Annotated in this window: 20 protein-coding genes; 12 read left to right on the top strand and 8 right to left on the bottom strand. The window is 73.3% G+C overall.

The window, feature by feature from the left end:
- Nucleotides 1–103 precede the first annotated feature (103 nt).
- A complete protein-coding gene (locus ACFC0G_RS07565; protein ID WP_376398727.1) occupies nucleotides 104–877 on the top strand; it encodes an ankyrin repeat domain-containing protein in 774 nt (257 codons plus the stop codon).
- A gap of 104 nt (nucleotides 878–981) precedes the next feature.
- On the opposite strand, the gene ACFC0G_RS07560 is transcribed toward ACFC0G_RS07565, so the two are convergent.
- The gene (locus ACFC0G_RS07560; RefSeq protein WP_376399513.1) at nucleotides 982–5106 is read right to left on the bottom strand and encodes a molybdopterin-dependent oxidoreductase; all 4125 of its coding nucleotides are present in this window, start codon (nucleotides 5104–5106) and stop codon (nucleotides 982–984) included.
- 506 nt (nucleotides 5107–5612) lie between these two features.
- Here ACFC0G_RS07560 and ACFC0G_RS07555 point away from each other — a divergent pair.
- Nucleotides 5613–7346, top strand: a complete 1734-nt coding sequence (locus ACFC0G_RS07555; RefSeq protein WP_376398724.1) for a BCCT family transporter — start codon at nucleotides 5613–5615, stop codon at nucleotides 7344–7346.
- A 57-nt stretch (nucleotides 7347–7403) separates the two neighbouring features.
- On the opposite strand, the gene ACFC0G_RS07550 is transcribed toward ACFC0G_RS07555, so the two are convergent.
- From ACFC0G_RS07550 to ACFC0G_RS07535, 4 genes are all read right to left on the bottom strand, one after another.
- Nucleotides 7404–7913 (bottom strand): DUF6328 family protein, encoded by a 510-nt coding sequence (locus tag ACFC0G_RS07550; protein WP_376398722.1) that lies wholly within the window; start codon nucleotides 7911–7913, stop codon nucleotides 7404–7406.
- 18 nt (nucleotides 7914–7931) lie between these two features.
- Complete coding sequence (locus ACFC0G_RS07545; protein WP_376398719.1) at nucleotides 7932–9212, bottom strand: sugar ABC transporter permease; 1281 nt, start codon at nucleotides 9210–9212, stop codon at nucleotides 7932–7934.
- Entirely contained in the window at nucleotides 9209–9973 is a 765-nt protein-coding gene (locus ACFC0G_RS07540; RefSeq protein WP_376398716.1) for an ATP-binding cassette domain-containing protein, read from the bottom strand. Before ACFC0G_RS07540 ends, ACFC0G_RS07545 begins: the two co-directional genes overlap by 4 nt.
- 96 nt (nucleotides 9974–10069) lie before the next feature.
- Nucleotides 10070–11152 (bottom strand): sugar ABC transporter substrate-binding protein, encoded by a 1083-nt coding sequence (locus tag ACFC0G_RS07535; RefSeq protein WP_376398713.1) that lies wholly within the window; start codon nucleotides 11150–11152, stop codon nucleotides 10070–10072.
- Between the two features lie 233 nt (nucleotides 11153–11385).
- On the opposite strand from ACFC0G_RS07535, the gene ACFC0G_RS07530 reads away from it, so the two are divergent.
- Entirely contained in the window at nucleotides 11386–12885 is a 1500-nt protein-coding gene (locus tag ACFC0G_RS07530) for a long-chain fatty acid--CoA ligase (protein WP_376398710.1), read from the top strand.
- Between the two features lie 49 nt (nucleotides 12886–12934).
- On the opposite strand, the gene ACFC0G_RS07525 is transcribed toward ACFC0G_RS07530, so the two are convergent.
- Both ACFC0G_RS07525 and ACFC0G_RS07520 read right to left on the bottom strand, forming a co-directional pair.
- Nucleotides 12935–13513 carry an antibiotic biosynthesis monooxygenase gene (locus ACFC0G_RS07525; protein WP_376398707.1) on the bottom strand — a complete coding sequence of 193 codons (579 nt, stop codon included), beginning with the start codon at nucleotides 13511–13513 and terminating at the stop codon, nucleotides 12935–12937.
- Between the two features lie 74 nt (nucleotides 13514–13587).
- Nucleotides 13588–13839 (bottom strand): EF-hand domain-containing protein, encoded by a 252-nt coding sequence (locus tag ACFC0G_RS07520; RefSeq protein ID WP_376398704.1) that lies wholly within the window; start codon nucleotides 13837–13839, stop codon nucleotides 13588–13590.
- A 99-nt stretch (nucleotides 13840–13938) separates the two neighbouring features.
- On the opposite strand from ACFC0G_RS07520, the gene ACFC0G_RS07515 reads away from it, so the two are divergent.
- Entirely contained in the window at nucleotides 13939–14574 is a 636-nt protein-coding gene (locus tag ACFC0G_RS07515; protein ID WP_376398701.1) for a LysE family translocator, read from the top strand.
- A 28-nt stretch (nucleotides 14575–14602) separates the two neighbouring features.
- Here the strand turns inward: ACFC0G_RS07515 and ACFC0G_RS07510 are convergent, their stop codons facing one another.
- Nucleotides 14603–16369, bottom strand: coding sequence for an IclR family transcriptional regulator C-terminal domain-containing protein (locus tag ACFC0G_RS07510; RefSeq protein WP_376398697.1), 1767 nt, complete (start codon nucleotides 16367–16369; stop codon nucleotides 14603–14605).
- Between the two features lie 195 nt (nucleotides 16370–16564).
- Here ACFC0G_RS07510 and ACFC0G_RS07505 point away from each other — a divergent pair, with 195 nt between their 5' ends.
- The 8 genes from ACFC0G_RS07505 (at nucleotide 16565) to ACFC0G_RS07470 (ending at nucleotide 24456) form a co-directional block, all read left to right on the top strand.
- Entirely contained in the window at nucleotides 16565–17323 is a 759-nt protein-coding gene (locus ACFC0G_RS07505; protein WP_376398694.1) for a CoA transferase subunit A, read from the top strand.
- Entirely contained in the window at nucleotides 17320–17985 is a 666-nt protein-coding gene (locus ACFC0G_RS07500; protein ID WP_376398691.1) for a CoA transferase subunit B, read from the top strand. The genes ACFC0G_RS07505 and ACFC0G_RS07500 overlap by 4 nt, the downstream gene beginning before the upstream one ends.
- Nucleotides 17982–19286: a thiolase family protein gene (locus ACFC0G_RS07495; RefSeq protein ID WP_376398688.1), complete on the top strand. Its 1305-nt coding sequence runs from the start codon at nucleotides 17982–17984 to the stop codon at nucleotides 19284–19286. Before ACFC0G_RS07500 ends, ACFC0G_RS07495 begins: the two co-directional genes overlap by 4 nt.
- 9 nt (nucleotides 19287–19295) lie before the next feature.
- Nucleotides 19296–20048, top strand: coding sequence for a protocatechuate 3,4-dioxygenase subunit beta (pcaH, locus tag ACFC0G_RS07490; protein WP_376398686.1), 753 nt, complete (start codon nucleotides 19296–19298; stop codon nucleotides 20046–20048).
- Entirely contained in the window at nucleotides 20045–20620 is a 576-nt protein-coding gene (pcaG, locus tag ACFC0G_RS07485) for a protocatechuate 3,4-dioxygenase subunit alpha (protein ID WP_376398685.1), read from the top strand. Before pcaH ends, pcaG begins: the two co-directional genes overlap by 4 nt.
- Nucleotides 20607–22010, top strand: coding sequence for a 3-carboxy-cis,cis-muconate cycloisomerase (pcaB, locus tag ACFC0G_RS07480; RefSeq protein ID WP_376398682.1), 1404 nt, complete (start codon nucleotides 20607–20609; stop codon nucleotides 22008–22010). The genes pcaG and pcaB overlap by 14 nt, the downstream gene beginning before the upstream one ends.
- Nucleotides 22007–23215, top strand: coding sequence for a 3-oxoadipate enol-lactonase (pcaD, locus tag ACFC0G_RS07475; RefSeq protein WP_376398679.1), 1209 nt, complete (start codon nucleotides 22007–22009; stop codon nucleotides 23213–23215). Before pcaB ends, pcaD begins: the two co-directional genes overlap by 4 nt.
- 62 nt (nucleotides 23216–23277) lie before the next feature.
- Nucleotides 23278–24456, top strand: coding sequence for a 4-hydroxybenzoate 3-monooxygenase (locus ACFC0G_RS07470; RefSeq protein ID WP_376398676.1), 1179 nt, complete (start codon nucleotides 23278–23280; stop codon nucleotides 24454–24456).
- The last annotated feature ends 104 nt before the right edge of the window (nucleotides 24457–24560 follow it).

Genomic DNA, 24560 nt, shown 5'->3' with positions numbered 1-24560 from the left:
AACATGGAAAGCGCTTTCTGTCGGCGAGGATAGGGTCGCGCCGCAGGGCTGACAAGGCTCCGCGCAGCCGGAGTTCGCGCGGACCGTGCGGCACCCTGTCCGTATGCCGACTCCGCGCTCCCTGCGCTCCCGGGACCCCTTGGCCGTGGCCGTCACCGAGGCCATCCGCTCCGGCGACCTCGATTCGCTGCGCCGGCTGCTCGCCGGGCACCCCGGCCTCGCGACGGTCCGGGTGGTCGAGGAACGGGAGGGGTGCGGCCCCGGCGGGCGGAGCCTGCTGCACCTGGCCGCCGACTGGCCGGGCCACGTGCCCCGCGGGCCCGAGACCGTCGCCGTACTGGTCGCTGCGGGCGCCGACCCGGGCACCCGCTTCACCGGGGCGCACCGCGAGACGCCCCTCCACTGGGCGGCGAGCAACGACGACGTCCCGATGATCGACGCCCTCGTCGCCGCCGGCGCCGACATCGAGGCCGACGGAGCCGTCATCGCGGACGGGACGCCACTCGCCGATGCCCGTGCCTTCGGGCAGTGGCGCGCCGCCCGCCGCCTGCTCGAACTGGGCGCCCGTCCCACCTTCCAGGACGCCGCGACGCTCGGGCTCGACGAGGTGGTCGAGGCGCGGCTCGCCGCCGTACCGCCGCCCTCCCAGGAAGAGATCACCGACGCGTTCTGGGGCGCCTGCCAGGGCGGCCGGCTCTCCACCGTCGTCCGGCTCCTGGCCTGCGGCGCGGACCTCGACCGGATCGGCTGGGGCGGCCTCACCCCGCTCGACATCGCCCGCGCCGGCGACACCGAGCACCATGCGGAGGTCGTGGCCTGGCTCACGGCCGGCGGGGCGCGCACCCGCGCCGAGGTCGACGCGGCCGGCCGGGACTGATCGGCCCGGAGAGCCGCCGGGACCACGCATAGGACCGGGCGCCGAGCAGCGCCGCCGCGTCCGCGAGCGCGCTGCCCTCGGGAGGCCGCGCGTATGGCGACCGGTCAGTACACGTCCCGGACGTAGCGCTTGTCGGCGGCGAGCTGTTTCACGTACACGGCCGCCGACTCCTCGTCGTGGCCGCCGTGCGTGACGGCGATGTCCCGCAGGGCCCGGTCGACGTCCTTCGCCATCCGGGCCGCGTCGCCGCAGACGTAGAAGTGCGCGCCGGACTGGAGCCAGGACCACAGTTGCGGGCCGTGCTCCCGCATCCGGTCCTGGACGTAGACCTTGGCGCGCTGGTCGCGGGAGAAGGCGGTGTCCAGCCGGTCCAGCGTGCCGTCGGCGAGGAGGGCGGTGAGCTCCTCCTCGTAGTAGAAGTCGGTGGCGCGGTGCTGCTCGCCGAAGAAGAGCCAGTTCGGGGCGCGGTGCCCGAGGGCGCGGCGCTCGTCGAGGAAGCCGACGAAGGGAGCCACGCCCGTGCCGGGGCCGATCATGACCATGGGCGTCGTGGGGTCCTCCGGGGGCCGGAAGTGCGGCGCGCGCTGGACGAAGACCGGGACGGGGGAGCCCGGTTCGGCGTCGGCGAGGAACGGCGAGCAGACACCCTTGCGGGGGCGGCCGCGCAGGCTCTCGTAGCGGACGACGGAGACGGTCAGCGAGACCTGGTGGGGGTCGGTGAGCGGGCTGGAGGAGATCGAGTACAGCCGGGGCTTGAGGCGTCCCAGGACGTCGGCCCACTCCTGCGCGGCGGCGCGGACGGGGTGCTCGGCGATGACGTCCACGGCCTGGCGGCCCCAGGTCCACTGGGCAAGCCCGTCCTTGTTGTCGGGGCGCAGGAGCCTCTTCAGCGCGCGGTCGCCGGTCCGTTCCGTGACGAAGCCGAGGAACGCGGACGTCGTCCGGGTGATGTCGAGGTGGCGGTGCAGCGCCTCGCCGAAGGGGACGCCGCCGGGTCCGGAGAGCTCCACCGGGGCGTCCGCGTCGAGGCCGGTGACGGCCAGCCATTCGGCCACGAGGTCGGGGCAGTTGACGGGCCGGACGCCGAGCGCGTCGCCGGTCTCGTAGCCGAGCGGAGCCTCCTTGTCGCCGGTGTCGAAGGTGAACCGCCGTACTTCCTTCCCCGCCCCGGGCAGGGAGAGCAGCCGGTTGCCGACGAGCCGCGCGGGCGTGGTGGCGGGCCCCGGGCGGCGCGCGGGCGGCGGAGCGGCCGGTGACACGGAGGGGGCCGACGAGGCCCGGGGCGTCCGACCGCTGTCGGACAGGCCGGCGAGGACCTGGTCGAGCCAGGCGTGGGCGGAGGGCTCGAAGTCGGGTTCGCAGTCCGTACGCGGTGCCAGACGGACGGCCCCGAGTTCGTCGAGCCGGTGGTCCAGGCGCCGCCCGTGCCCGCAGAAGTCCCCGTACGAGGAGTCCCCGAGGGCCAGGACGGCGTAGCGCCGCCCGTCGAGCCGCGGGGTGTCGGGCGCGGCGAGCGCGTCCCAGAAGCCGGAGCCGTTGTCGGGTGCGTCCCCGTCGCCGAACGTGCTGGTGATCAGCAGCAGATCGGCGGTGGGAGGGAGGGCCGTGAGGTCGGTCGTGTCCATGCCGGTGAGGGCCGGCCGGTGCCCGGCCGCGAGGAGCCGTTCGGCGGTGGCGGCCGCGAACTCCTCGGCGTTTCCGGTCTGCGAGGCCCACAGCACGACGACCTCGCGGCCCGGCGCGCCCTCCGCCGTCCCGGCGTGCGTCGACGCCGCCGCGTCCTGCGGCGCACGGGAGTACAGGCCGGCGAGCACGCCGTTCACCCAGCGGGCGTGCTCCTCGCGGAAGGGCGCCCCGGGCGGCAGGACCGGCACCCCCGGCGTACCGGATTCCAGGCCCGCGAGGAAGCCGACGAGATACTGCCGTTCCTCGGAGCTGAGGACGGGCAGCGGGGTCGGCGCGAGGCCGAAGGCGGCGGCCGGCCCGGCCGGCACGACCCCGCTCGGGATCACCACGCGCGGGGCCACGACACCCGAGGCAACGGCATCGGGGGCCGCGACGCCCGGGGTCACGGCATCCGGGGCCACGACACCCGGGGCCGCGACGCCCGGTGAGCGGTCCGCCGACGGCGGTGCCTCCGAGGCCGTGTCCGTGGCCACCCTCGCCAGTGCCACCGCGCACACCTTCAGCTCCGGCTGGAAGGAGAGGGGATCGACGGCGTCGTTCGTGACGGCGTTGACGCACAGCCGCTCACCGAACAGGTCGTTCCAGTGGAAGGGCGCGAAGCAACAGCCAGGCCTGACCCGGTCGGTGACCACCGCGGGGAGCACGACCTGCCCGCGCCGCGAGGAGATCTCCACGGCGTCGCCCTCCGCGATGCCGAGCCGCAGGGCGTCCTCGGGGTGCACCTCGACGAAGGGCGCCGGGTTGAGCCGGTTGAGCTTGGCGACCTTCCCGGTCTTGGTGAGGGTGTGCCACTGGTGCTGGAGGCGGCCGGTGTTGAGGACGAACGGATGTTCGTCGTCGGGCATCTCGGCGGCGTCGATGTGCGGCCGGGGATGGAAGACGGCCCGGCCGCTCGCCGTGGGGAAGACGGGTCCCGTGCCGTCGCCGGCCACGTAGCGGATCGGGTTGCGGTCCGGCCCGCCGGCCGTCGCGGGCCATTGGACGGGGGTGTCGCGCAACCGCTCGTACGTCACGCCGCCGAGGTCGTAACCGGTCTTCGGGTTCGCGGCGCGACTGATCTCCTCGAAGACCTCCTCGGCGCTCTCGTACGCGAAGGCCTTCTCGTAGCCCATCGCGCGGGCGACGAGGGCGATGATCCGCCAGTCGGCGAGGGCCTCGCCGGGCGGATCGGCCGCCGGCCGGGCGAGGGTGAGGGTGCGCTCGCTGTTGATCAGTACGCCCTCGGTCTCGGTCCACAGCGCGGCGGGCAGGACGACGTCGGCGTACGCGGTGGTCTCGGTCTCGGCGAACGCGTCCTGGACGACGACGAGTTCGGCGGCCCGCAGGCCCGCGACGACCGTGGCGCGGTTGCCGACGGAGGCGACCGGGTTGGTGCAGATGATCCAGGCCGCCTTGATCTCGCCGTCCGCCATCCGCCGGAAGAGGTCGATCGTGCCGGTCCCGGAGCCGTCCTCGCGGAGGGTGCCCGGCGGGAGCTCCCAGAGGTCCTCGGTGAAGGCCCGGTCCTCGGCGACGAGGACCGAGCGCTGTCCGGGGAGGCCGGGGCCCATGTAGCCCATCTCGCGTCCGCCCATGGCGTTGGGCTGGCCGGTGAGGGAGAAGGGGCCGGAGCCGGGGCGGCAGATCGCGCCGGTGGCCAGATGGAGGTTGATCAGGGCGTTGGTGTTCCAGGTGCCGTGGGTGGACTGGTTGAGGCCCATGGTCCAGCAGCTGGTCCACTCCTCGGCCGTGCCGATCCACTCGGCGGCGGTGCGGATGTCCTGCTCGGGTATGCCGGTGAGCGCGGCGACGGCCTCGGGCGGGTAGTCCGCGAGGAACGGGGGCATCGCCTCCCAGCCCTCGGTGTGCGCGGCGATGAAGTCGGGGTCGGTGTGGCCGTTCTCGTGCAGGAGGTGCAGCAGGCCGTTGAGGAGGGCGAGGTCCGCGCCGGGCCTGATCTGGAGGAACAGGTCGGCCTTGTCGGCGGTGGCCGTCCGCCGGGGGTCGACGACGATCAGCTTCGCCCCGGCCTTGACCCGGTCCATCATGCGGAGGAAGAGGATGGGGTGGCAGTCGGCCATGTTGGAGCCGATGACGAGGAAGACGTCGGCCTTCTCGAAGTCGTCGTAGGAGCCGGGTGGACCGTCGGCGCCGAGGGAGAGTTTGTAGCCGGTGCCGGCGCTCGCCATGCAGAGCCGGGAGTTCGACTCGATCCGGTTCGTGCCGATGAAGCCCTTGGCGAGCTTGTTGGCGAGGTACTGCGCCTCCAGGCTCATCTGGCCCGAGACGTACAGCGCGAAGGCGTCGGGGCCGTGTTCGTCGACGACGGCCCGCAGCCGGCGGGCGGTCTCGGCGATGGCCAGGTCGGTGTCCACGGGGACGGGTGCGGCGGCGCGGTCCTCCCGGACGAGGGCGGTCGTCAGGCGTCCGGGTGCGGCGAGCATGTCGGCGGTGGTGGCGCCCTTGGTGCAGAGGCGCCCGCGGTTGGCGGGGTGGTCCTTGTCGCCGGTCGCCTTGAGGACCGTACGGCGGCCGTCGGCCCCCAGGCCGATGTCGAGGAGCATGCCGCAGCCCACACCGCAGTACGAGCAGACGGTCCGCACCTGGGCGGCGGCGTCGGCCCGGGGGGCCTGCGTGTCGTGTGGGGTCACCGGGGCGCCTCTCTGGGGAACCGTTCGAGCCCCGACCGTACGGAATGCCCGTTACGCCTGTGTCAACCGCGCCGATCATGGTCCGTAACGCCGGTCACACAGCGCCCGGGGACACGCTGTGAGGTCCCGGTCCCGGTCCCGGTCGCGGTCCCGGCCTTCCACGTCCCCGCGAACCGCTGGACGAAGGCGAGCGCCCGCACGCGCGGAAGGAGATGCCGAGGGGCGAGCGCACCCTCAAGGCATCCTGGAGAGCCGCGCCGCCACCTGACCCGGCGGCCTCCACCCGGTCCGCTGAGCGCGTCACCGGTCATCGCGCGGGCCGCGAAGGCCTGTTGGTCCACCGGGTCGGGGCTCGCCTGTGGTACTGCCTTACGGATACATCGTCCCGATTTTCCGTAATGCAGTGAAAGGTGTCCTCTGTGCCCCAGGAAGACGAGAGGCCGGACGGCCGCCGGGCAGGCGCCGAACGGGGAGGCCGGGAAGGGCTGCCGGTGACGGCCGACCTCCCCGGCCGTCCCGACCACCACCACCAAGCCCGTACCGACCGGGTCGTGTTCGGTGTCACCGCCGTCCTCACCCTGGCGTTCGTCGTCTGGGGAGCCACCGCCACGGACAGCCTGGAGAGCGTCTCCAGCAAGCTCCTCGAAGGACTGATCCGCGACGGCGGCTGGGCGTTCATGCTGGCCGCGTCCGGCTTCGTCGTCTTCGCGCTGTGGCTCGCCATCAGCCGCTACGGCCGGATCACCCTCGGCCAGGAGAACGAGGGCCCCGAGTTCCGGACCGTGTCCTGGATCGCCATGATGTTCAGCGCGGGCATGGGCATCGGCCTGATGTTCTACGGGGTGAGCGAACCCCTCGCCCACTACGGCACCCCGCCGCCCGGCACCCACCCCGTCGACTCGGCCGAGCGCATGCAGACGGCCATGGCCACCACGCTCTTCCACTGGACGCTCCACCCGTGGGCGATCTACGCCGTCGTCGGACTCGCCATCGCCTACTCCACGTTCCGGCGCAGGCGCCGCCAGACCGTCAGCGCCGTCTTCGTCCCGCTCATCGGCGAGCGCCGGGCGTACGGCGGGCCCGGCCGCTTCATCGACATCCTGGCCATCTTCGCCACCCTCTTCGGCTCCGCCGCCTCGCTCGGCCTCGGCGCGCTCCAGATCGGCAGCGGCATCGAGGAACTGGGCTGGCTGGAGAAGACCGGGACCGGGCTGCTCGTCGGCATCATCGCCGTCCTCACCGTGGCCTTCGTCTTCTCCGCCGTCTCCGGTGTGGAGAAGGGCATCCAGTGGCTCTCCAACACCAACATGGTCCTCGCCGTGGTGCTCGCCGTGTTCGTCTTCGTCGCGGGCCCCACGATCATCGTGCTCGACCTGCTGCCCACCTCGCTCGCCGCCTACATCGACCAGCTGCCGCAGCTGGCCGGCCGCACCGAGGCGACCAGCGGCGCGAACATCCACGACTGGCTCGGCAGCTGGACCGTCTTCTACTGGGCCTGGTGGATCTCCTGGACGCCCTTCGTCGGCATGTTCATCGCCCGCATCAGCCGGGGCCGGACCATCCGCCAGTTCATCGGCGGCGTCATCCTGGTGCCCAGCACCGTCAGCCTCGTCTGGTTCGCCGTCTTCGGCGGCACGGCGATGAAGCTCAGCGAACAGGGCGACCTGGCCGGGGAGAGCACCCCCGAGGGGCAACTCTTCGGCGTGCTTCAGGAGTTCCCTCTCACCGGCACCATGAGCCTGCTCGTGATGGTCCTCGTCGCGATCTTCTTCGTCTCGGGCGCGGACGCCGCCTCCCTCGTCATGGGCACGCTCTCCCAGCGCGGCGCCTTCGAGCCCACCCGCCCCGTGGTGGTGTTCTGGGGCATGCTGACCGGCGCGGTCGCGGCCATCATGCTCCTCATCGGAGACGGCCAGGGCGACGCCCTCGCGGGGCTCCAGAACCTCACCATCCTGGTGGCGGCCCCGTTCGTGCTCGTCATGATCGGCATGTGCGTGGCGCTCATGCGGGACCTGCGCGAGGACCCGCTCATCGTCCGTGGCGAGGTGGGCGAGGAGGCCGTAGCCGTCGCCGTGATCGCGGGCCACGAGCAGTACGACGGCGACTTCGAGCTCACGATCGGCCCCGGCACGACGGACCGGGACGGCGCCTGAGCGTCACCGGGCGGGCGGGGCCTCGCGACGACGGGGTCCCTACGGCGGGCGCGGCGGTCACTTCCCGCTGGTGTAGCGGGACCGCACCCAGAGGGGGAGGGCGAACCAGCAGAGCAGGTACCAGACGAAGACCCCGGCGACGATCCACGGCACGTACCAGCCGTTCGTGGCCACGCGCAGGACCAGGAGGAGCGCCGACGTCAGGGTCGCGAGCAGGAGCACGATGCCTGTCATGGTGAGGCGGGCGGCCCAGACGACGGCCCGGGGTTTGATCCGCCGCCCCGCCACGATCCGGTGGAACGCCACGGGGCCGATGAGCGCGCCGGTCGCCAGGGACGCGAGGACGATCGTGACCATGTAGATCGTCTTGTCGGTCCGCTCCAGACCCTGGAAGTGCGGGGTGAAGACCACGGTGAGGAGGAAGCCGAGGAGGATCTGCACACCGGTCTGCGCGACGCGGATCTCCTGGATGACCTCCAGCCAGCGCCGGTCGGCGCGCTCCATCTCGGTCTCGCTCCGGCCGTCGTCCCGGCCCTTCCCGCGATCGGCTCCGGCTTCCCTGGCCATCGGCGGCCCTCCGGTGGATCAGGCCCGGCCCGCGGCCTTCTGGCTCCTGCGGGACAGGGAGTCGACGACCACGGCGGCCAGCAGCACCGAACCCGTGATCATGAACTGGACGGCGTTGCTGACGCCCATGATGTTCATCCCCGACTGGATGGAGCCGATCACCAGCGCGCCGAGCAGCGCGGACCAGACGGAACCGCGTCCGCCGAACAGGCTCGTACCGCCGATGACCGCGGCGGCGATGACGTTCATCAGCAGGTTGCCGCCGCCGGACGTCTGGCTCGCGGACTGGATCTGGCCCGCCAGGAAGAGACCGCCGACCGCCGCCATGGTCCCGGAGATCGAGAAGACGCTCATCCGGACGAACGGCACGCTGATGCCCGCCCGGCGCGCGCCCTCGATGTTGCCGCCCACCGCGAAGATCCGCCGGCCGTACGTGGTGCGCCGCAGGACGAAGTCCAGGAGCACGAGCACGATCAGGAAGATCAGGAGCGCCAGCGGGAGCCCCTGGTACTGGTTGAGGATGTACGCGGTGACGAAGGCGATCGCGGCGATCACGACCGTACGCAGGACGATCTCGGCGATCGGCCGGGAAGGGACTCTGGCCCGCCTGCGCCGGCTCGCGTCCAGGAGCGAGGCCAGCAGGAAGAGCCCGACCCCGACGGCCGCCGTCACATAGGCGGCGGCGGGGCTGTGGTAGATCGTCGAGTAGAGCTTGGAGACGACGCTCTCGCTGGGGATGTTGACCGTGCCGCTGCTGCCGAGGATCTGGAGCATCAGACCGTTCCAGGCGAGGTTGCCGGCCAGGGTGACGACGAAGGCCGGCACGCCGACCTCGGCGAAGAAGAACCCCTGGATGAGCCCGACGGCCGCGCCGCCCGCGATGGCGATCAGCAGGGCGAGCCACTCGTTCATGCCGTTCAGGACGTTGAGCACGGCGAAGATGGCGGCGCACAGGCCGCTGACCGAGCCGACGGACAGGTCGATCTCACCCAGCAGCAGGACGAAGACGATGCCGATGGCGATCATGCCGGTGCCGACGATCTGCTGACTGAGGTCGGAGAGGTTCTGGGCCGAGAGGAAGGTGCTGTCGAGGCTGCCGAACACCGTCCAGATGATGATCACGGCCAGGATGACGGGCAGCGAGCCGAGCTCCCCGCCGCGGAGCTTGCGCCGGAACTCCCCGACGTACCCCTTGATGCCCTCCTCGCGGACCAGGAGACGTGTGTCCACGGCCGGTACGGAACCCTTCGCCGGTTCCTGGGTGGCGGCGTCCTCGGCGCGGTCTCGGTCGCGGCTCATCGCTCCTCCTCCCGCTTGCGGGCCTGGCGGCGGGTGACGGCGCTGTCCGTGGCCCCGGTGATGGCGGAGATGATCTCCTCGGTGGTCGTGGATCGCTTGTCGAAGAAGCCGTTGTTCCGGCCGAGCCGCATGACGGCTATCCGGTCGGCGACCGCCATCACGTCCACCATGTTGTGGCTGATGAGGATGGTCGCGAGGCCGTGCTCGCGGAGCCGCTCGACCAGGTCGAGCACCTCGGCCGTCTGTTCCACGCCCAGGGCGGCCGTGGGCTCGTCGAGGATGACGACCTTCGGCTCGCCGATCAGCGAGCGGGCGATCGCCACCGTCTGGCGCTGACCGCCGGAGAGCGAGGCCACGGGGATGCGGACGCTCGGGATGCGGATCGACAGGGTGTCGAGCAGCTCCCGCGCGCGCTGGTCCATGCGGACCTCGTCGAGCACGCCGAAGCGGCGCAGCTCGCGACCGAGGAAGAGGTTGGCGACGACGTCGAGGTTGTCGCACAGGGCCAGGTCCTGGTAGACGGTGGCGATGCCGAGGTTCTGGGCGTCGTGGGGCCGGTTGATCGAGACCGGGCGGCCCTCCCACTCGATGACGCCCTCGTCGGGCGGATTCACCCCGGCGATCGCCTTGACGGCGGTGGACTTGCCGGCGCCGTTGTCGCCGACGAGGGCGACGACCTCGCCGGAGTGGACCTCCAGGTCGAAGCCCTTCAGGGCCTGGACCGCGCCGAACCGTTTGGAGATCCCCCGCAGTGTGAGCACGGCTGACTCCGGCAAAGGAACCGCCTCCTCCGCTCGCCCGCTCGCGCGGGCCGCTCCGCCCCACCGGGATGAAACGCCTCAGGGCTGCCGGAGGCGCTACTTCAGGCCGGCCTCCTCGCAGGCCGCGGCATAGGTCGGCGTGCAGATCTCGTCGACGGTGTACAGCCCGTCCTTGACGACGGTGTCCTTGATGTTGCTCTTGTGGACGACGACCGGTGTCAGCAGGTTGGCGGGGACCTTCTGGCCACTGCCGCTGGTGACGGTGGTGGGCGTCAGGTCGGCCGGGAGCGCCTTGCCCTCGGCGAAGTCGACGGCCATCGTGGCGGCGATGTCGGCCTCCGGCTTGTACGGCTTCTCGACGGTGATCGTCTGGGTGCCGATGAGGATCCGCTGGATCGCGTCGAGCTGTGCGTCCTGGCCGGTCAGCGGCACGTTCATGCCCGCCGCCTTGAGGGCGGTGGCGATGCCGGCGGCCAGTCCGTCGTTGGCCGAGTAGACGCCGACGATCTTGTCCTTGCCGAGGGCGCTGATCGCTCCGGACATCTGCTGGTTGGCGTTGTTCGGGTCCCAGTTCGGCGTGTCGTACTCCTTGCCGATCTTCACCTTGCCGTCCAGGACGGAGTGCGCGCCGGCCTTGAACTCGGCCGCGTTCGGGTCGGTCGGCGAGCCGTTGTGCATGACGATCTCGCCCGACTCGGCCTTGTCGCCGAGCGCGTCGAGGAGCGCCTTGCCCTGGAGCTCGCCCACCTTGAAGTTGTCGTACGAGACGTAGGAGTCGACGGGCCCCTGTGCCAGGCGGTCGTACGCCACGACCTTGACGCCCGCGTCATGGGCCTTCTGCACCGAGGACTGGATCGACTTGGCGTCCACGGCGTCCAGGATGAGCACCTTGTCGCCCTTGGCGAGCGCGGTGTTGACCTGCTGTTGCTGGGTCGTGGCGCTCTCGGCGGCGTTGTAGTAGTCGATCTGGGCGTCGGGGGCCAGCTCCTTGATCTTGGCCTCGATGTAGGGCCGGTCGAACTTCTCGTACCGGGTGGTCTTGCTCTCCGGCAGCAGAAGGCCGATCCGTACGTCGCCCTGCGCCGCATCGGGCGGGGCGGCTCCGCTGACGGACGCCGCCCCCAGGGCGAGCGCCGCGGCTCCGGCCAGGGCTATCGCGCTCCGCAATGTTCGGGTCATGGAAGGCTCCTCTCGCACGCCCTCTTCCCTCACCTGGTGAGCGCGGGACCAGAGGATGCACTTTGGCCTATATATCGACATTAGCGGCAAGCTGAGGACCGGCAAGCGGGTGAATGAACCGGCCGGTAACCTGGCCGCTGAGCGTCCGGCTCCCCGTGTGAAACGCAACCGCAGCGCAAGCGCCACGCAAGCGAAGCACGAACGAAGCACGAATGATCAGAAAGAGGTCGACGATGACCAATCTGGCTCTCAACCTGGCCCGTACCGCGGCGGCGCAGCCGGACGGCATCGCGATCCAGCTGGACGACCAGGCGCTGGACTACCGGTCGCTGGACGATCGCAGTGCCCGTGTCGCCGGCTGGCTGGAGAGCAAGGGCGTCGGACCCGGCGACCGGGTCGCGATCCTGCTGCCCAACATCCCGCACTTCGCCGTCGCCTACTACGGCGTGCTGCGCGCCGGAGCGGTCGCCGTGCCGATGAATCCGCTGCTCAAGTCCGGCGAGATCGGTTACGCCGCCGGGGACTGCGGGGCCCGGCTGATCCTCGCCTGGGGCGCGGCGATGCCCGAGGCCGGAGCCGCGGCGGCGGACCTCGGCATCGAGTGCGCCGACGTGACCGACCCGGGCTTCGGCGCCGTGCTCGCCGCCGTCGAGCCGCGCGCGGGGATCGCGGACCGGGACGTCGACGACCTCGCCGTGCTGCTCTACACCTCCGGCACCACCGGCCGCCCCAAGGGGGCCCGGCTCACCCACGGGAACCTGGGGTCCAACACGGCGACCGTCGCCCGCGTCCTGGGCATGACGGGCTCCGACACGGTCTTCGGCGGCCTGCCGTTCTTCCACGTGTTCGGCCAGACCTGCGGGCTGAACGCCGCGGTCCTCACCGGCGCCCGCGTCACGCTGCTGCCGCGCTTCGACGCCGCGAAGGCCCTGGAGATCCTCTCCCGGGACCGGGTCACGGTGATGGAGGGCGTGCCCACCATGTTCGTGGGCCTGCTCGCCGCCGCCGACGCGGCCGGCTCGACCGGTCTCACGGACGGCGCCGGTCTGCGGCTCTGCGTGACCGGCGGCTCGGCGATGCCGGTGGAGGTCCTCCACCGCTTCGAGGCCGTCTTCGGCTGCACGGTCGTCGAGGGCTACGGCCTGTCCGAGACCTCCCCGGTGGTCACCTTCGGGTCGCTCGACGGGCCGCGCAAGCCCGGATCGATCGGCACCCCGATCGACGGCGTGCACGTCCGGCTCGTCGACGACGAGGGCAAGGACGTCGCGCGGGGCGACGTCGGCGAGATCGCCGTCCAGGGCCCGAACGTCATGCCCGGCTACTGGAACCGGCCCGAGGCCGACGCCGCCGCGTTCACCGACGGCTGGTTCCGCACCGGCGACCTCGCGCGGTGCGACGAGGACGGCTTCTACTTCATCGTGGACCGCAAGAAGGACCTGGTGATCCGCGGCGGGTACAACGTCTACCCGCGCGAGATCGAGGAGGTCCTGTACGAGCACCCGGCCGTGGCCGAGGCCGCCGTGGTGGGCGTCCCGCACGCGGTGCACGGCGAGGAGATCGCGGCCGTCGTCACCCTGCGGCCGGGCGCCGACGCCTCGGCCGACGAACTGCGCGAGTTCGTGAAGGCCCGCGTGGCCCCGTACAAGTACCCGAGGATCGTCCAGCTGGCGCCGGGGCTGCCCAAGGGCCCCACGGGCAAGATCCTCAAGCGGGAGATCACGATCGCGCAGTGACGGGCGAGGGGAGGGACAGGGCGGAAGACCCTGCCCCTCCCCTCCTCCCTCACCGATCGCCGCCGAGCCAGCCCCGGAGCAGCCGGCTGACCGCCGGCATCGCCACGTACGTCATGAGGACGTTGAAGACGCACGCCATGAAGGCGCTGCTCAGCACGAGGGGCAGCGCGGTCAGACGGGGCGTCAGGAAGTAGCCGCCCAGCAGGGAGATGGGGTAGATCGCGAGGGTCGCGCTGATCGCCATCTTCCACCGGGGCGGCGCCGGCCGCGTCGAGCCCGGCTTGGCGAACCAGGTCTCCATGCCCGTCAGCCGGCGTCGCGCGACCTCGGTGTGGTGGTGGCCCCGGCAGTCCGCGAACCACGCGGCCCGCTCCGGGGACTCCTGCCAGGCCTGACACGCGGCCGCGTCCCGGAAGCGGTGGACCAGGAACCAGGGGGCGTCCCCGCCCGAGGAGCGGAAGAAGCCGTAGCCGAGGTGGCCGGGGAAGCGCGCGGCGCTCTCCAGGATCCCCTTCGCCCAGCGCTCGAAGGCGGCCTCGTAGCCCGGCTCGACCCTGCGGGCTATCAGCAGGGTCACCTCGCCGGAGTCGGCGGGGACATGCGTGTGCCCAAGGCTCACCGCGGTCATCGTTCTCCTCATGATCACAGCGCGCCCGTGCACACTCTACGCGGCGGCGACCCGCCTCCCGTCGGGCCGGGACGTCACCAGCCGAAGCGGCGGTCGACCACGGCGGCGAACTCCTCGAACGTCAGGACCTTGTCGCCGTTCTGGTCGGCGGCGTCGAACAGGGCGGCCGAGTCGTCGTCCCCTCCCACGCCCCAGACGGGGATGACCCCCTGCGCGACGAGCGTCGGCCCCTTGGAGCGGAGAGCGCCGACGACCTCGGCGAGGGTGAGGGTGCCGTCGTGGTCGAGGTCGAGCGCGTCGAAGAGTATGCGGGCCTTGTCGCTCATCGCGTGTCCTGTTTCCCTGGGGCGGTGGAGGTCTCCGTACGGAGGGACGCGGGGCCCGCGCGTCGGGTTGCCTCAGGTTCCACGATACGGTGGCCTTCCATGGCAACGAGTACCGCGCTGTGGTCCTTCGCCCTCGTCGTAGGGCTTCTCACTCTCACCCCCGGCCTCGACACGGCCCTCATCCTGCGCACCGCCGCCCTCGGCCGGCGCACCCGCGCATGGGGAGTCGTCCTCGGCATCCAGACCGGCACCCTCATCTGGGGCGCCCTCACCTCGCTCGGCGTGACCGCCCTCCTCACCGCCTCGCACCTCGCGTACGAGATCCTCCGCTGGGCCGGTGCGGCCTACCTGCTGTGGATGGCGGCCCGCATGATCATCGACACCTTCCGCGGACGCGGCGGGACCCCCGAGGACGTGGAGGTCGGCGCAGAGGTCGACACGCTCTCGGGCGGCTGGTGGCAAGGCACCCTGACCAATCTCCTCAACCCCAAGGTCGGCGTCTTCTACGTCGCCGTCCTGCCCCAGTTCATCCCCGTCGACGCACCCCACTTCACCACCGGCCTGCTCCTGACCGGTGTCCACATCACGCTCGGCATGATCTGGTCCACCGTCCTGATCGCCTCCGCCACCGCTCTCGGGACCTGGCTGCGCAAGCCCCGCTCGCGGCGGATCCTCGACCGGGTCACCGGAACGGTCATCGGCGCCTTCGCGGTCCGCCTGGCGGTCAGCGACTGACCCCGGCCCGGATGGGCGGGACCGGGGCTCAGGAGACGCGCACGGGGGACCAGCGGCTCACCGCGGCGAGGTCGGCGCTGATCGCGGCGGCCGTGCCGAGGAGGTGGGGGAGGAGCGCGGTCAGGCTCTCCTCCGCGGAGTGGCGGCCCGCGTGCAGGGCCACGTTGACGGCGGCGACCACCCGGCCCCGGCCGTCCGTCACCGGCGCCGCGAGGGAGCGCAGCCCCTCCTCCAGCTCCTGCTCCACCCATCCGTAGCCGCGCCGGGCGGTGTCCGCGACCGCCTCGGCGAGCGCCCCGGGCGTGGTCACGGTGCGGGGTGTCAGCGCCTCGGGCGTCACTCCCGCGAGGAACGCGGCGCGCTCCTCCTCGGGCAGCGCGCCGAGCAGGACCCTGCCCATGGAGGTGGCGTAGGCGGGCAGGCGGGTGCCCACCCTGATGTCGATGTGCATGATCCTGGAGCTCGCGACGCGGGCGACATAGCGGATGTCCTCCCCGTCGAGCACCGCGACGGACGCCGACTCGTGGACGCGGAGCACCAGTTCGGCGAGGTGCGGGGTGGCGATCTCGACGAGCGTGAGGCCCGAGACGCGGGCGTGTCCGAGCTCCAGGACGCGGGGGAGTACGCGGAAGCCGTCCTCGTCCTCCCGTACGTATCCGAGGTGGCGCAGCGTGATCAGCGACCGCCGGGCGGTGGCACGGGGGAGCCCCGTCAGCCGGGCGAGCTCCGAGAGCCGGGCCGGGCCGCGGACCGCGCCGAAGGCGCACAGGACGTCCAGGCCGCGCGCGAGCGACTGCAAGAAGCCCGACCCCAACTCCTCCTTGAGCTCCGCCGTACCCGGTCCCGCGGCCGGCGCGGACCCCTCCGCGGCCGGGGCCGCCGCGAGGGCCGCTTCCATGGCCGCGACGGCCGCGCGCAGCGGCGGCAGGGCGACACCGGCCAGGGAGCCGATGTCGTGGCGGCTCGTGTGGCTGACCACGCTGACGGCGCAGACGACGGCGCCCGCCGGGTCGCGCACGGGCAGGGCGACGGCGATGAGACCGGCCTCGATGAGCTGGTCGTCCGCCGCCCACCCGTCCGCGCGGCTCCGGCGCACCCGGTCGCGGAAGTCGCTTTCCACGGCTTGGGGCTCGGCTCCGGGCACGGCGTCGGGAACGGCCCCGGGCGCGGCGTCGGGAACGGCCCCAGGCGTGGCGTCGGGAACGGCCGCGGACACGGCTTCGGACCCGGTGGGCGTACGGGGCGGGACCGCGGGAAAGCCGGTGTCCAGCGGGTCCTTCGCGTGCCGTTCCCGCCACGCCTCCCACTCCGCCTCGCCCCAGCCGGCGGCGAACAGCGCCCCCGGCGCGCAGCGTTCGGCGGGCAGGACGTCCCCGGCGCGGAACGAGATCGCCATCGCGCGCCGTCGCGCGGCCTGCGCCACGAAGCGCACCCCGTCCCCGTCGGGCACCGCCACGGACACGGACTCGTCGAGCTCGTCGGCGAGGGCGACGGCGTGCGGCCCGACGGCCTCGGGCAGTCCGGTCGACGACAGATAGGCGTTGCCCAGCTCCGCCGCGCGCGGCGCGAGCAGCAGGTCGCGTTCCTCGGCGCGTACGTACCCGAGGCGCAGGAGCGTCGTGGCGACCCGGTCGACGGTCGACCGGGCGAGCCCCGTGGTGCGCGCGAGGTCGCCGGGGCGGTGGCGGATCCCCGGCCCCGAGGCCACCGCGCGCAGGACGGCCAGTCCGCGCTCCAGCGGCCCGACGAGCTCCTCCGGGGCCTCGTGCGCAGGGGTCTCCGTGTGCTGCGCCATCGTCTGGCCTCCTCCGGCTGGTCGCGGGCAGTGGGTACGGACCGTGGTCGCGGGCGGATCACGATGCGGAAACCGTACCGGGCGCCGTTGACACGGCCCGAAGCACGGGCGGACACTCACCCCGCGTTCATTGATGAACATAAGTTCATCAGGCGAACGCCTGTGGCGTCAATCCTTAGCGAAACGGGTCGTTACATGGACAAAGTGGTGACATCCGCCGCCGAAGCGGTGGCGGACATCGGAGACGGCGCCTCGCTCGCCGTCGGAGGCTTCGGACTGAGCGGGGTGCCGGACGTCCTGATCCGGGCCCTGCACACCCAGGGCGCCGGCCGGCTGAGCGTCGTGTCGAACAACTGCGGCGTCGACGGCGGCGGCCTCGGCATCCTGCTCGCCGACGGCCGCATCGTCCGCGTGACCGGCTCCTACATCGGCGACAACAAGGAGTTCGCCCGCCGCTACCTCGGCGGCGAGCTGGAGCTGGAGCTCACCCCGCAGGGCACCCTCGCCGAGCGGCTCCGGGCCGGCGGCTGCGGCATCCCCGCCTTCTTCACCCCCGCCGGCGTCGGCACCCAGGCCGCCGACGGCGGCCTGCCCTGGCGGTACGCCCCCGACGGCGGCGTGGCGGTCGCCTCCCCGCCCAAGGAGGTCCGCGTCTACGACGGCCGTCCCCACGTCCTCGAACACGGCATCACCACCGACTTCGCCCTGGTCCGCGCCGCCCGCGGCGACCGCCACGGCAACCTCGTCTTCCGCCGCTCCGCCCGCAACTTCAACCCCCTCGCCGCCATGGCCGGCCGGATCACGATCGCCGAGGTCGAGGAGCTCGTGGAGCCGGGCGCACTGGACCCCGACGCGATCCACCTGCCCGGCGTGTTCGTGCAGCGGGTCGTCGCACTGACCCCCGAAGAGGCCGCCGCCAAGGGCATCGAGCGAAGGACGGTACGCACGCGATGAGCTGGACCAGGGACGAGATGGCGGCCCGCGCCGCCCGCGAACTGACCGACGGCTCGTACGTCAACCTCGGCATCGGCCTGCCGACCCGGGTCCCAGGCTTCCTCCCCGAGGGCGTCGACGTCGTCCTCCAGTCGGAGAACGGCCTCCTCGGCGTCGGCCCCTACCCCGACGAGGACGAGGTCGACCCCGACCTGATCAACGCGGGCAAGGAGACCGTCACCGTCCTGCCGGGCTCCTCCTTCTTCGACTCCGCGCTCTCCTTCGGAATGATCCGCGGCGGTCACATCGACACCGCCGTCCTCGGCGCCATGCAGGTCTCCGCCCGCGGCGACCTCGCCAACTGGGCCGTCCCCGGCCGGATGGTCAAGGGCATGGGCGGCGCGATGGACCTCGTCCACGGCGTCCGGCGCGTCGTCGTCCTCACCGAGCACACCGCCAAGGACGGCACCCCGAAGATCGTCGACACCTGCACGCTGCCGCTCACCGGCCGCGCCTGCGTCCACCGGATCATCACCGACCTCGGCGTCCTCGACGTCACCGTCGACGGCCTCGTCCTCGTCGAGACCGCGCCCGGCGTGAGCGTCGACGAGATCACGCGCCGTACCGGCGCGCCCGTCTCCGTACCCCCGGCCGTCGCCGAGCACGTGGAGGAGACCCCGTGACCAAGGACGTCTACATCGTCGACGCCGTACGGACCCCGGTCGGCCGCTACGGCGGCGCGCTCGCGGGCGTCCGCCCCGACGACCTCGCCGCCCACGTCCTGCGCGCCCTGCTCGGCCGTACGCCCGCGCTCGACCCGGCCCGGATCGACGACGTGATCCTCGGCAACGCCAACGGCGCCGGCGAGGAGAACCGGGACGTCGCCCGGATGGCCGCGCTGCTCGCCGGAATACCGGTGACCGTCCCCGGCGTCACCGTGAACCGCCTCTGCGGCTCCGGTATGGAGGCCGTGATCCAGGCCTACCGCGCCGTCGCCGTCGGCGACGCCTCGGTCGTCCTCGCCGGCGGCGTCGAGTCGATGAGCCGCGCCCCCTGGGTGCTGCCCAAGCCCGACCGCGCCTACCCCGCAGGGCACCAGCAGCTCCACTCCACCACCCTCGGCTGGCGCATGGTCAACCCGCGCATGCCCGCCGAGTGGACGGTGTCCCTCGGCGAGGGCGCCGAACTCGTCGCCGAGAAGCACGGCATCGGGCGCGACGCGCAGGACGCCTACGCCCTCGCCAGCCACGCCAAGGCCGCCGAGGCCTGGGCGACCGGCGCCTTCGACGCCGAGGTCGTCCCCGTCGACGGCACCGGGACAGGCACGGGCGCGGGCACCGGCGCAGGCGCGGGCACGGGCGCGGGCTCCGGCGCAGGCGCGGGCACGGGCGCGGGCTCCGGCACCGGCACCGGCGCAGGCACCGGCCTCGGCCAAGCCGTCCTCCACCGCGACGAGTCCGTCCGCGCGGACACCTCCCTCGCCGCCCTCGCCCGCCTCAAGCCCGCCTTCCGCCCGGACGGCACCGTCACCGCGGGCAACGCCTCCCCGCTCAACGACGGAGCCTCCGCCCTCCTGATCACCGACGAGGCGGGCCTGCGCGCCACCGGCCGCGAACCCCTGGCCCGGATCACCGCATCGGCCGTCAGCGGCATCGAACCGCAGTACTTCGGCCTCGGCCCCGTCGAAGCCGCCCGGCGCGCACTGACCCGCGCCGGCCGCACCTTCGCCGACCTCGCCACCCTGGAACTCAACGAGGCCTTCGCCGCCCAGGCCCTCGGCTGCCTCGCCGAGTGGCCGGAGCTCGACCCCGCCGTCGTCAACCCGCACGGCGGAGCCATCGCGCTCGGCCACCCCCTCGGTTCCTCCGGATCCCGGCTCGCCGGAACCGTGGCCCACCAGCTCGCCGCCCGCGGCTCCGGCACCGGCCTCGCCACGCTCTGCATCGGCGTCGGCCAGGGACTCGCCCTCGTACTGGAAAGGTGACGGAACGTCATGACACTGACACAGCAGGACATCTCGCGCGAGATCGAGGGCGAGCGGAAGGACTACCTCGCCGCCGGCGAGGTGCGCCACCACCCCGCCCGGGACTACGCCCCCTACCGCAGCAGCGCGCTGCGCCACCCCCTCCACCCGCCGGTCGCCGTCCACGACCCCGAGGCGGTCGAACTCTCCGGACCCGTCTTCGGCGTCACCGACGTCACCGAGACCGACGCCGACCTGACCCTGGCCCACGCGGGGGAGCCGCTCGGCGAGCGGATCACCGTCACCGGCCGGGTGCTCGACCGCGCCGGCCGGCCCGTCCGCGGCCAGCTCGTCGAGCTGTGGCAGGCCAACGCCGCCGGCCGCTACGCCCACCTCCGCGACCAGCACCCGGCACCGCTCGACCCGAACTTCACCGGCTTCGGCCGCTGCCTGACGGACGACCGGGGCGCGTACACCTTCACCACCGTCAAGCCCGGGGCCTACCCCTGGCGCAACCACGACAACGCCTGGCGCCCCGCGCACATCCACTTCTCGCTCTTCGGCACCGCGTTCACGCAACGGCTCGTCACCCAGATGTACTTCCCCGGCGACCCGCTCTTCGCGTACGACCCGATCCTCCAGTCCGTCACCGACGACGCGGCGCGCGAACGGCTCGTCGCCACCTACGACCACGACCTGTCCACCCCCGAGCGGTCGCTCGGCTACCGCTGGGACATCGTCCTCGACGGCCCCGCCGCGACCTGGATCGAGGAAGGCCGATGAGCCGCGACCCCCTGACCGCCCTCCCCACGCCCTCGCAGACCGTGGGCCCCTTCTACGGCTACGCCCTGCCCTTCCCCGGCGGCCCCGACCTCGCGCCCGCCGGACACCCCGACACCCTCACCGTCCACGGGTACGTGTACGACGGCGCCGGCGCCCCCATCCCCGACGCGATCGTGGAGATCTGGCAGCCCGGCCCCGACGGCGACCGCTCCGGAGCCCCTGGCTCCCTGCGGCGCGACCCCGTCACCGGCGGGTACGCGGGCCGGGACGGCGTCACCTTCACCGGCTTCGGGCGGATCGCCACCGACGCCGACGGCCACTGGGCGGCCCGCACCCTTCCGCCGGGCGGCGTCCCGTACCTCTCGCTCTGCGTCTTCGCCCGGGGCCTGCTCCACCACCTCTACACCCGGCTCTACCTGCCGGGCCCGGCCACCGACGCCGACCCGCTGCTCGCCGGGCTCGCGCCCGAGCGGCGCGCGACGCTCCTCGCCACGGAGGAGCGGCCGGGCGTCCACCGCTTCGACATCTGCCTCCAGGGCCCGGGAGAGACGGTGTTCCTTGACTTCCGCTGAGCCGGAGGGGCGGGACGCGGACGCGTCCGACGCGTACGACACCGGGCTGCTCAGCCCCGTCAGCGCGGGCACGGCGGCCGAGCGCGCCACCGGCGACCGCGCCTTCCTCCAGGCGATGCTCGACGCCGAGGCCGCGCTGACCAGGGCACAGGCCGCCCTCGGTCACGCCCCCGGCCCGGCGGCCGAGGCCGTCACGGAGGCGGCCCGCGCCGACCGGTTCGACGCGCGCGACCTCGCGCTGCGCGCCCGCGAGGGCGGCAACCCGGTGATCCCGCTCGTCGCCGCGCTCACGGCCGCCGTCCCCGCCGACGCCGCGCCGTACGTCCACCGGGGCGCGACCAGCCAAGACGTCCTCGACACCGCCGCGATGCTCGTCGCGGCCCGTACCGTCCCGCTGATCACCGCCGCACTGCACCGGGCCGCCGAGGCGTTCGGGCGGCTCGCCGCCGCCCACCGGGACACCCCCATGGCAGGCCGCACCCTCGGCCAGCACGCCGTGCCCACCACCTTCGGGCTCAAGGCGGCCGGCTGGCGGCATCTCGTGCTCGACGCGGCGGACCGGCTCGCCGCGCTGCGGTTCCCCGCCCAACTGGGCGGCGCGGCAGGCACCCTGGCGGCCTTCGAGTACCTCGCGGGGGTGCCCGGCAGCGGACCGGAGCTCACCGAGCGGTACGCGGCCGAACTCGGCCTCGCCGCACCCGTCCTGCCCTGGCACACCCTGCGCACCCCGGTCGCCGACCTCGCGACGGCGCTCGCGTTCACCGCCGCCGCCCTCGGCAAGCCCGCCGCGGACGTCCTCCTGCTCGCCCGCACCGAGACCGGCGAGCTCGCCGAGGCGAGCGGCGGCGGCTCCTCCGCCATGCCGCACAAGAGCAACCCCGTCCGCGCCACCCTCGTGGCCTCGGCCGCCCGCCAGGCCCCCGCGCTCGCCGCCGTACTCCTCGGCTCGCTCGCCGCGGAGGACGAGCGGCCCGCCGGGGCCTGGCACGCCGAATGGCAGCCGCTGCGGGAGCTGCTCAGGCTGGCGGGCGCCGCCGCCCACCACACCGCCGCACTCGCCGAAGGGCTCCGCGTCCGGCCCGACCGGATGCTCGACAACCTGCACCGCACCCGCGGTCTCGTGACGAGCGAACGCCTCGCCGCCGCCCTTGCGGACGTCCTCGGCCGGGCCGAGGCCCGAGCCCTGCTCGACCGGCTCTCCCGGCGGGCGGCGGAGGAGGGGACGGAGCTCGCGGAGCTGCTCGCCGCCGCCCCCGAACCGACCGGCCGGATCACCCCGGAGGAGCTCCGCGCCCTCGCGGACCCGGCGGCCGCCACCGGCGCCGCCCCCCTGCTCGTCGACCACGCCCTGCGGAGGCAGCCCTCCGCCGACCCGGAAGGCCGCCCGTGACCAGCGTTCTCCACCACCGGACCGACGGCCCCGCCGACGCGCCCGTCCTGATCCTCGGTCCCTCCCTCGGCACCTCGCTCGCCGTCTGGGACGCCCAGGTCCCCGCCCTGGCCCGCCGCCACCGGGTGATCCGCTACGACCTGCCAGGCCACGGCGCGACCCCCACCGGGACGCCGGACGCCACCACCCCTGGGACGCAGGACGCCACCGCCCCCGGGACGCCGGACCCCGGCGCCACCGGCATGGCCGATCTGGCGGCCCTCGTCCTCGACCTCGCCGACCGGCTCGGCGTCGAGCGGTTCGCGTACGCCGGCATCTCCCTCGGCGGCGCCATCGGCGCCCACCTCGCGGTCCACCACCCCGAGCGGGTCACCGCCCTCGCCCTCGTCTGCTCCTCGGCCCGCTTCGGCGAGCCCGCCGGCTGGCGCGAGCGGGCCGCCCTCGTCCGCGCGGAGGGCACGGCCGCCGTGGCACAGGCCGCCCCCGGCCGCTGGTTCACCCCCGACTTCGCGGGTACGCACACGGCCCGCCGGCTCGTGGACGACCTGCTCGCCGCCGACCCCGAGGGCTACGCGGCCTGCTGCGACGCCCTCGCCGGGTACGACCTCCGCGACGAGCTGTCCCGCATCACCGTGCCCACCCTCGTCCTCGCCGGGCGCGCCGACCCGGCCACACCCCCGGCGCACGCCCGCGAACTCGCCGACGGCATCCCCGACGCGAGCCTGCTCGAACTCGCCGGGGCCGCCCACCTCGCCCCCGCCGAGCGGCCCGAGGCGGTGCTCTCCGCGCTCCTCGGCCACTTCGGCGTCCCCGACTCCGACGACAGCCGGTACGCCGAGGGCATGGCGGTCCGCCGGGCCGTCCTCGGCGACGCCCATGTGGACCGGGCCGTCGCCCGGACCACGGACTTCACCGCCGACTTCCAGGACTACATCACCCGCTGCGCCTGGGGCGAGATCTGGACCCGCCCCGGCCTCGACCGGCGCACCCGCAGCTGCCTCACCCTCACCGCCCTGATCGCCCACGGCCACCAGGAGGAGCTGGCGATGCACGTCCGCGCCGCGCTCCGCAACGGACTCACCCCCGAGGACATCAAGGAGGTGCTGCTGCACTCCGCCGTCTACTGCGGGGTGCCCGCGGCCAACTCCGCCTTCGCCACCGCGCAACGCGTCCTCGCCGAGGACGGCATCCCGCTCTCCCTCTGACCGCCCCGCCCCGACCGTCCCGCCCCCCTGCCACCTTCCTCATCACGCTCACGGAGACACCCATGCCCCGCACCACCGTCGGCATCATCGGAGCCGGACCGGCCGGACTCCTCCTCTCGCACCTGCTGCACCGGCAGGGCATCGACAACGTCGTCCTCGAACTCCGCGACCAGGCGTACGTCGAGCGGCGCCAGCGCGCCGGGATCCTCGAACAGGACACCGTCGACGTGCTGCGCCTCTCCGGCGCCGGCGCCCGCATGGACCGGCAGGGCCTGGAGCACCACGGCATCGAACTCCGCTTCGACCGGCGCTCCCACCGCATCGACTTCCCGTCCCTCACCGGCGGCCGGTCGGTCATGGTGTACGCGCAGACCGAGGTGGTCAAGGACCTCATCGCCCTGCGCCAGGAGGCCGGCGGCACGATCCTCTTCGAGGCCGAGGCCCTGTCGGTCGACGGCATCGAGACCGACCACCCCACCGTCCGCTACCGCCACGAGGGTGCCGAGCACACCCTCGACTGCGCGTTCGTCGTCGCCTGCGACGGCTTCCACGGCATCGGCCGCCGCTCCCTGCCCGAGGACGTCCTCACCGTCACCGAGCGCACCTACCCCTTCTCCTGGCTCGGCATCCTCGCCGACGTCGCCCCCTCCTGCGACGAGCTGATCTACGCCCACCACGAGCGCGGCTTCGCCCTGCACAGCATGCGCTCGCCCGAGGTCAGCCGCCTCTACCTCCAGGTCGACCCCGACGACTCCACGGACAACTGGCCGGACGAGCGGATCTGGGACGAGCTGGAGGCCCGCTTCGCCGTCGACGGCGACTGGCAGCTGAAGCGCGGGCCCATCACCGAGAAGAGCATCACCCCGATGCGCAGCTTCGTCGCCGAGCCCCTGCGCCACGGACGCCTCTTCCTCGCCGGCGACGCGGCCCACATCGTGCCGCCCACCGGCGCCAAGGGCCTCAACCTCGCCGTCGCCGACGTCACCCTGCTCGCCCAGGCCCTCACCCGCCACCACACCCGGGGCGACGAGTCGCTGCTCGACGCCTACTCGGAGACCGCGCTGCGCCGCGTCTGGCGCGCCGAGCACTTCTCGTACACGATGACGACCCTCCTGCACAGCAGCCCGGACGACACCGCGTTCGACCGCGGGCTCCGCCTCTCCCACCTGCGCTACCTCGCGAACTCCGGGGCGGCCTCGGCCTCGCTCGCGGAGAACTACGTCGGTTTCAGCGACAACTGACGGCCCCGCGGACCGCCGGGGACGGCGGGCCCGAGGGCTTATGTCAACACCATTGACCTTGACGCGCCCGGAGAGGTCTCATGGCGGCAGTTCGGAGGTCGTAC

Source organism: Streptomyces sp. NPDC056169, from assembly GCF_042268445.1.
In the GTDB taxonomy this organism is placed as follows: Bacteria; Actinomycetota; Actinomycetes; order Streptomycetales; family Streptomycetaceae; genus Streptomyces.
This window is presented reverse-complemented; position numbering and strand designations above follow the sequence as displayed.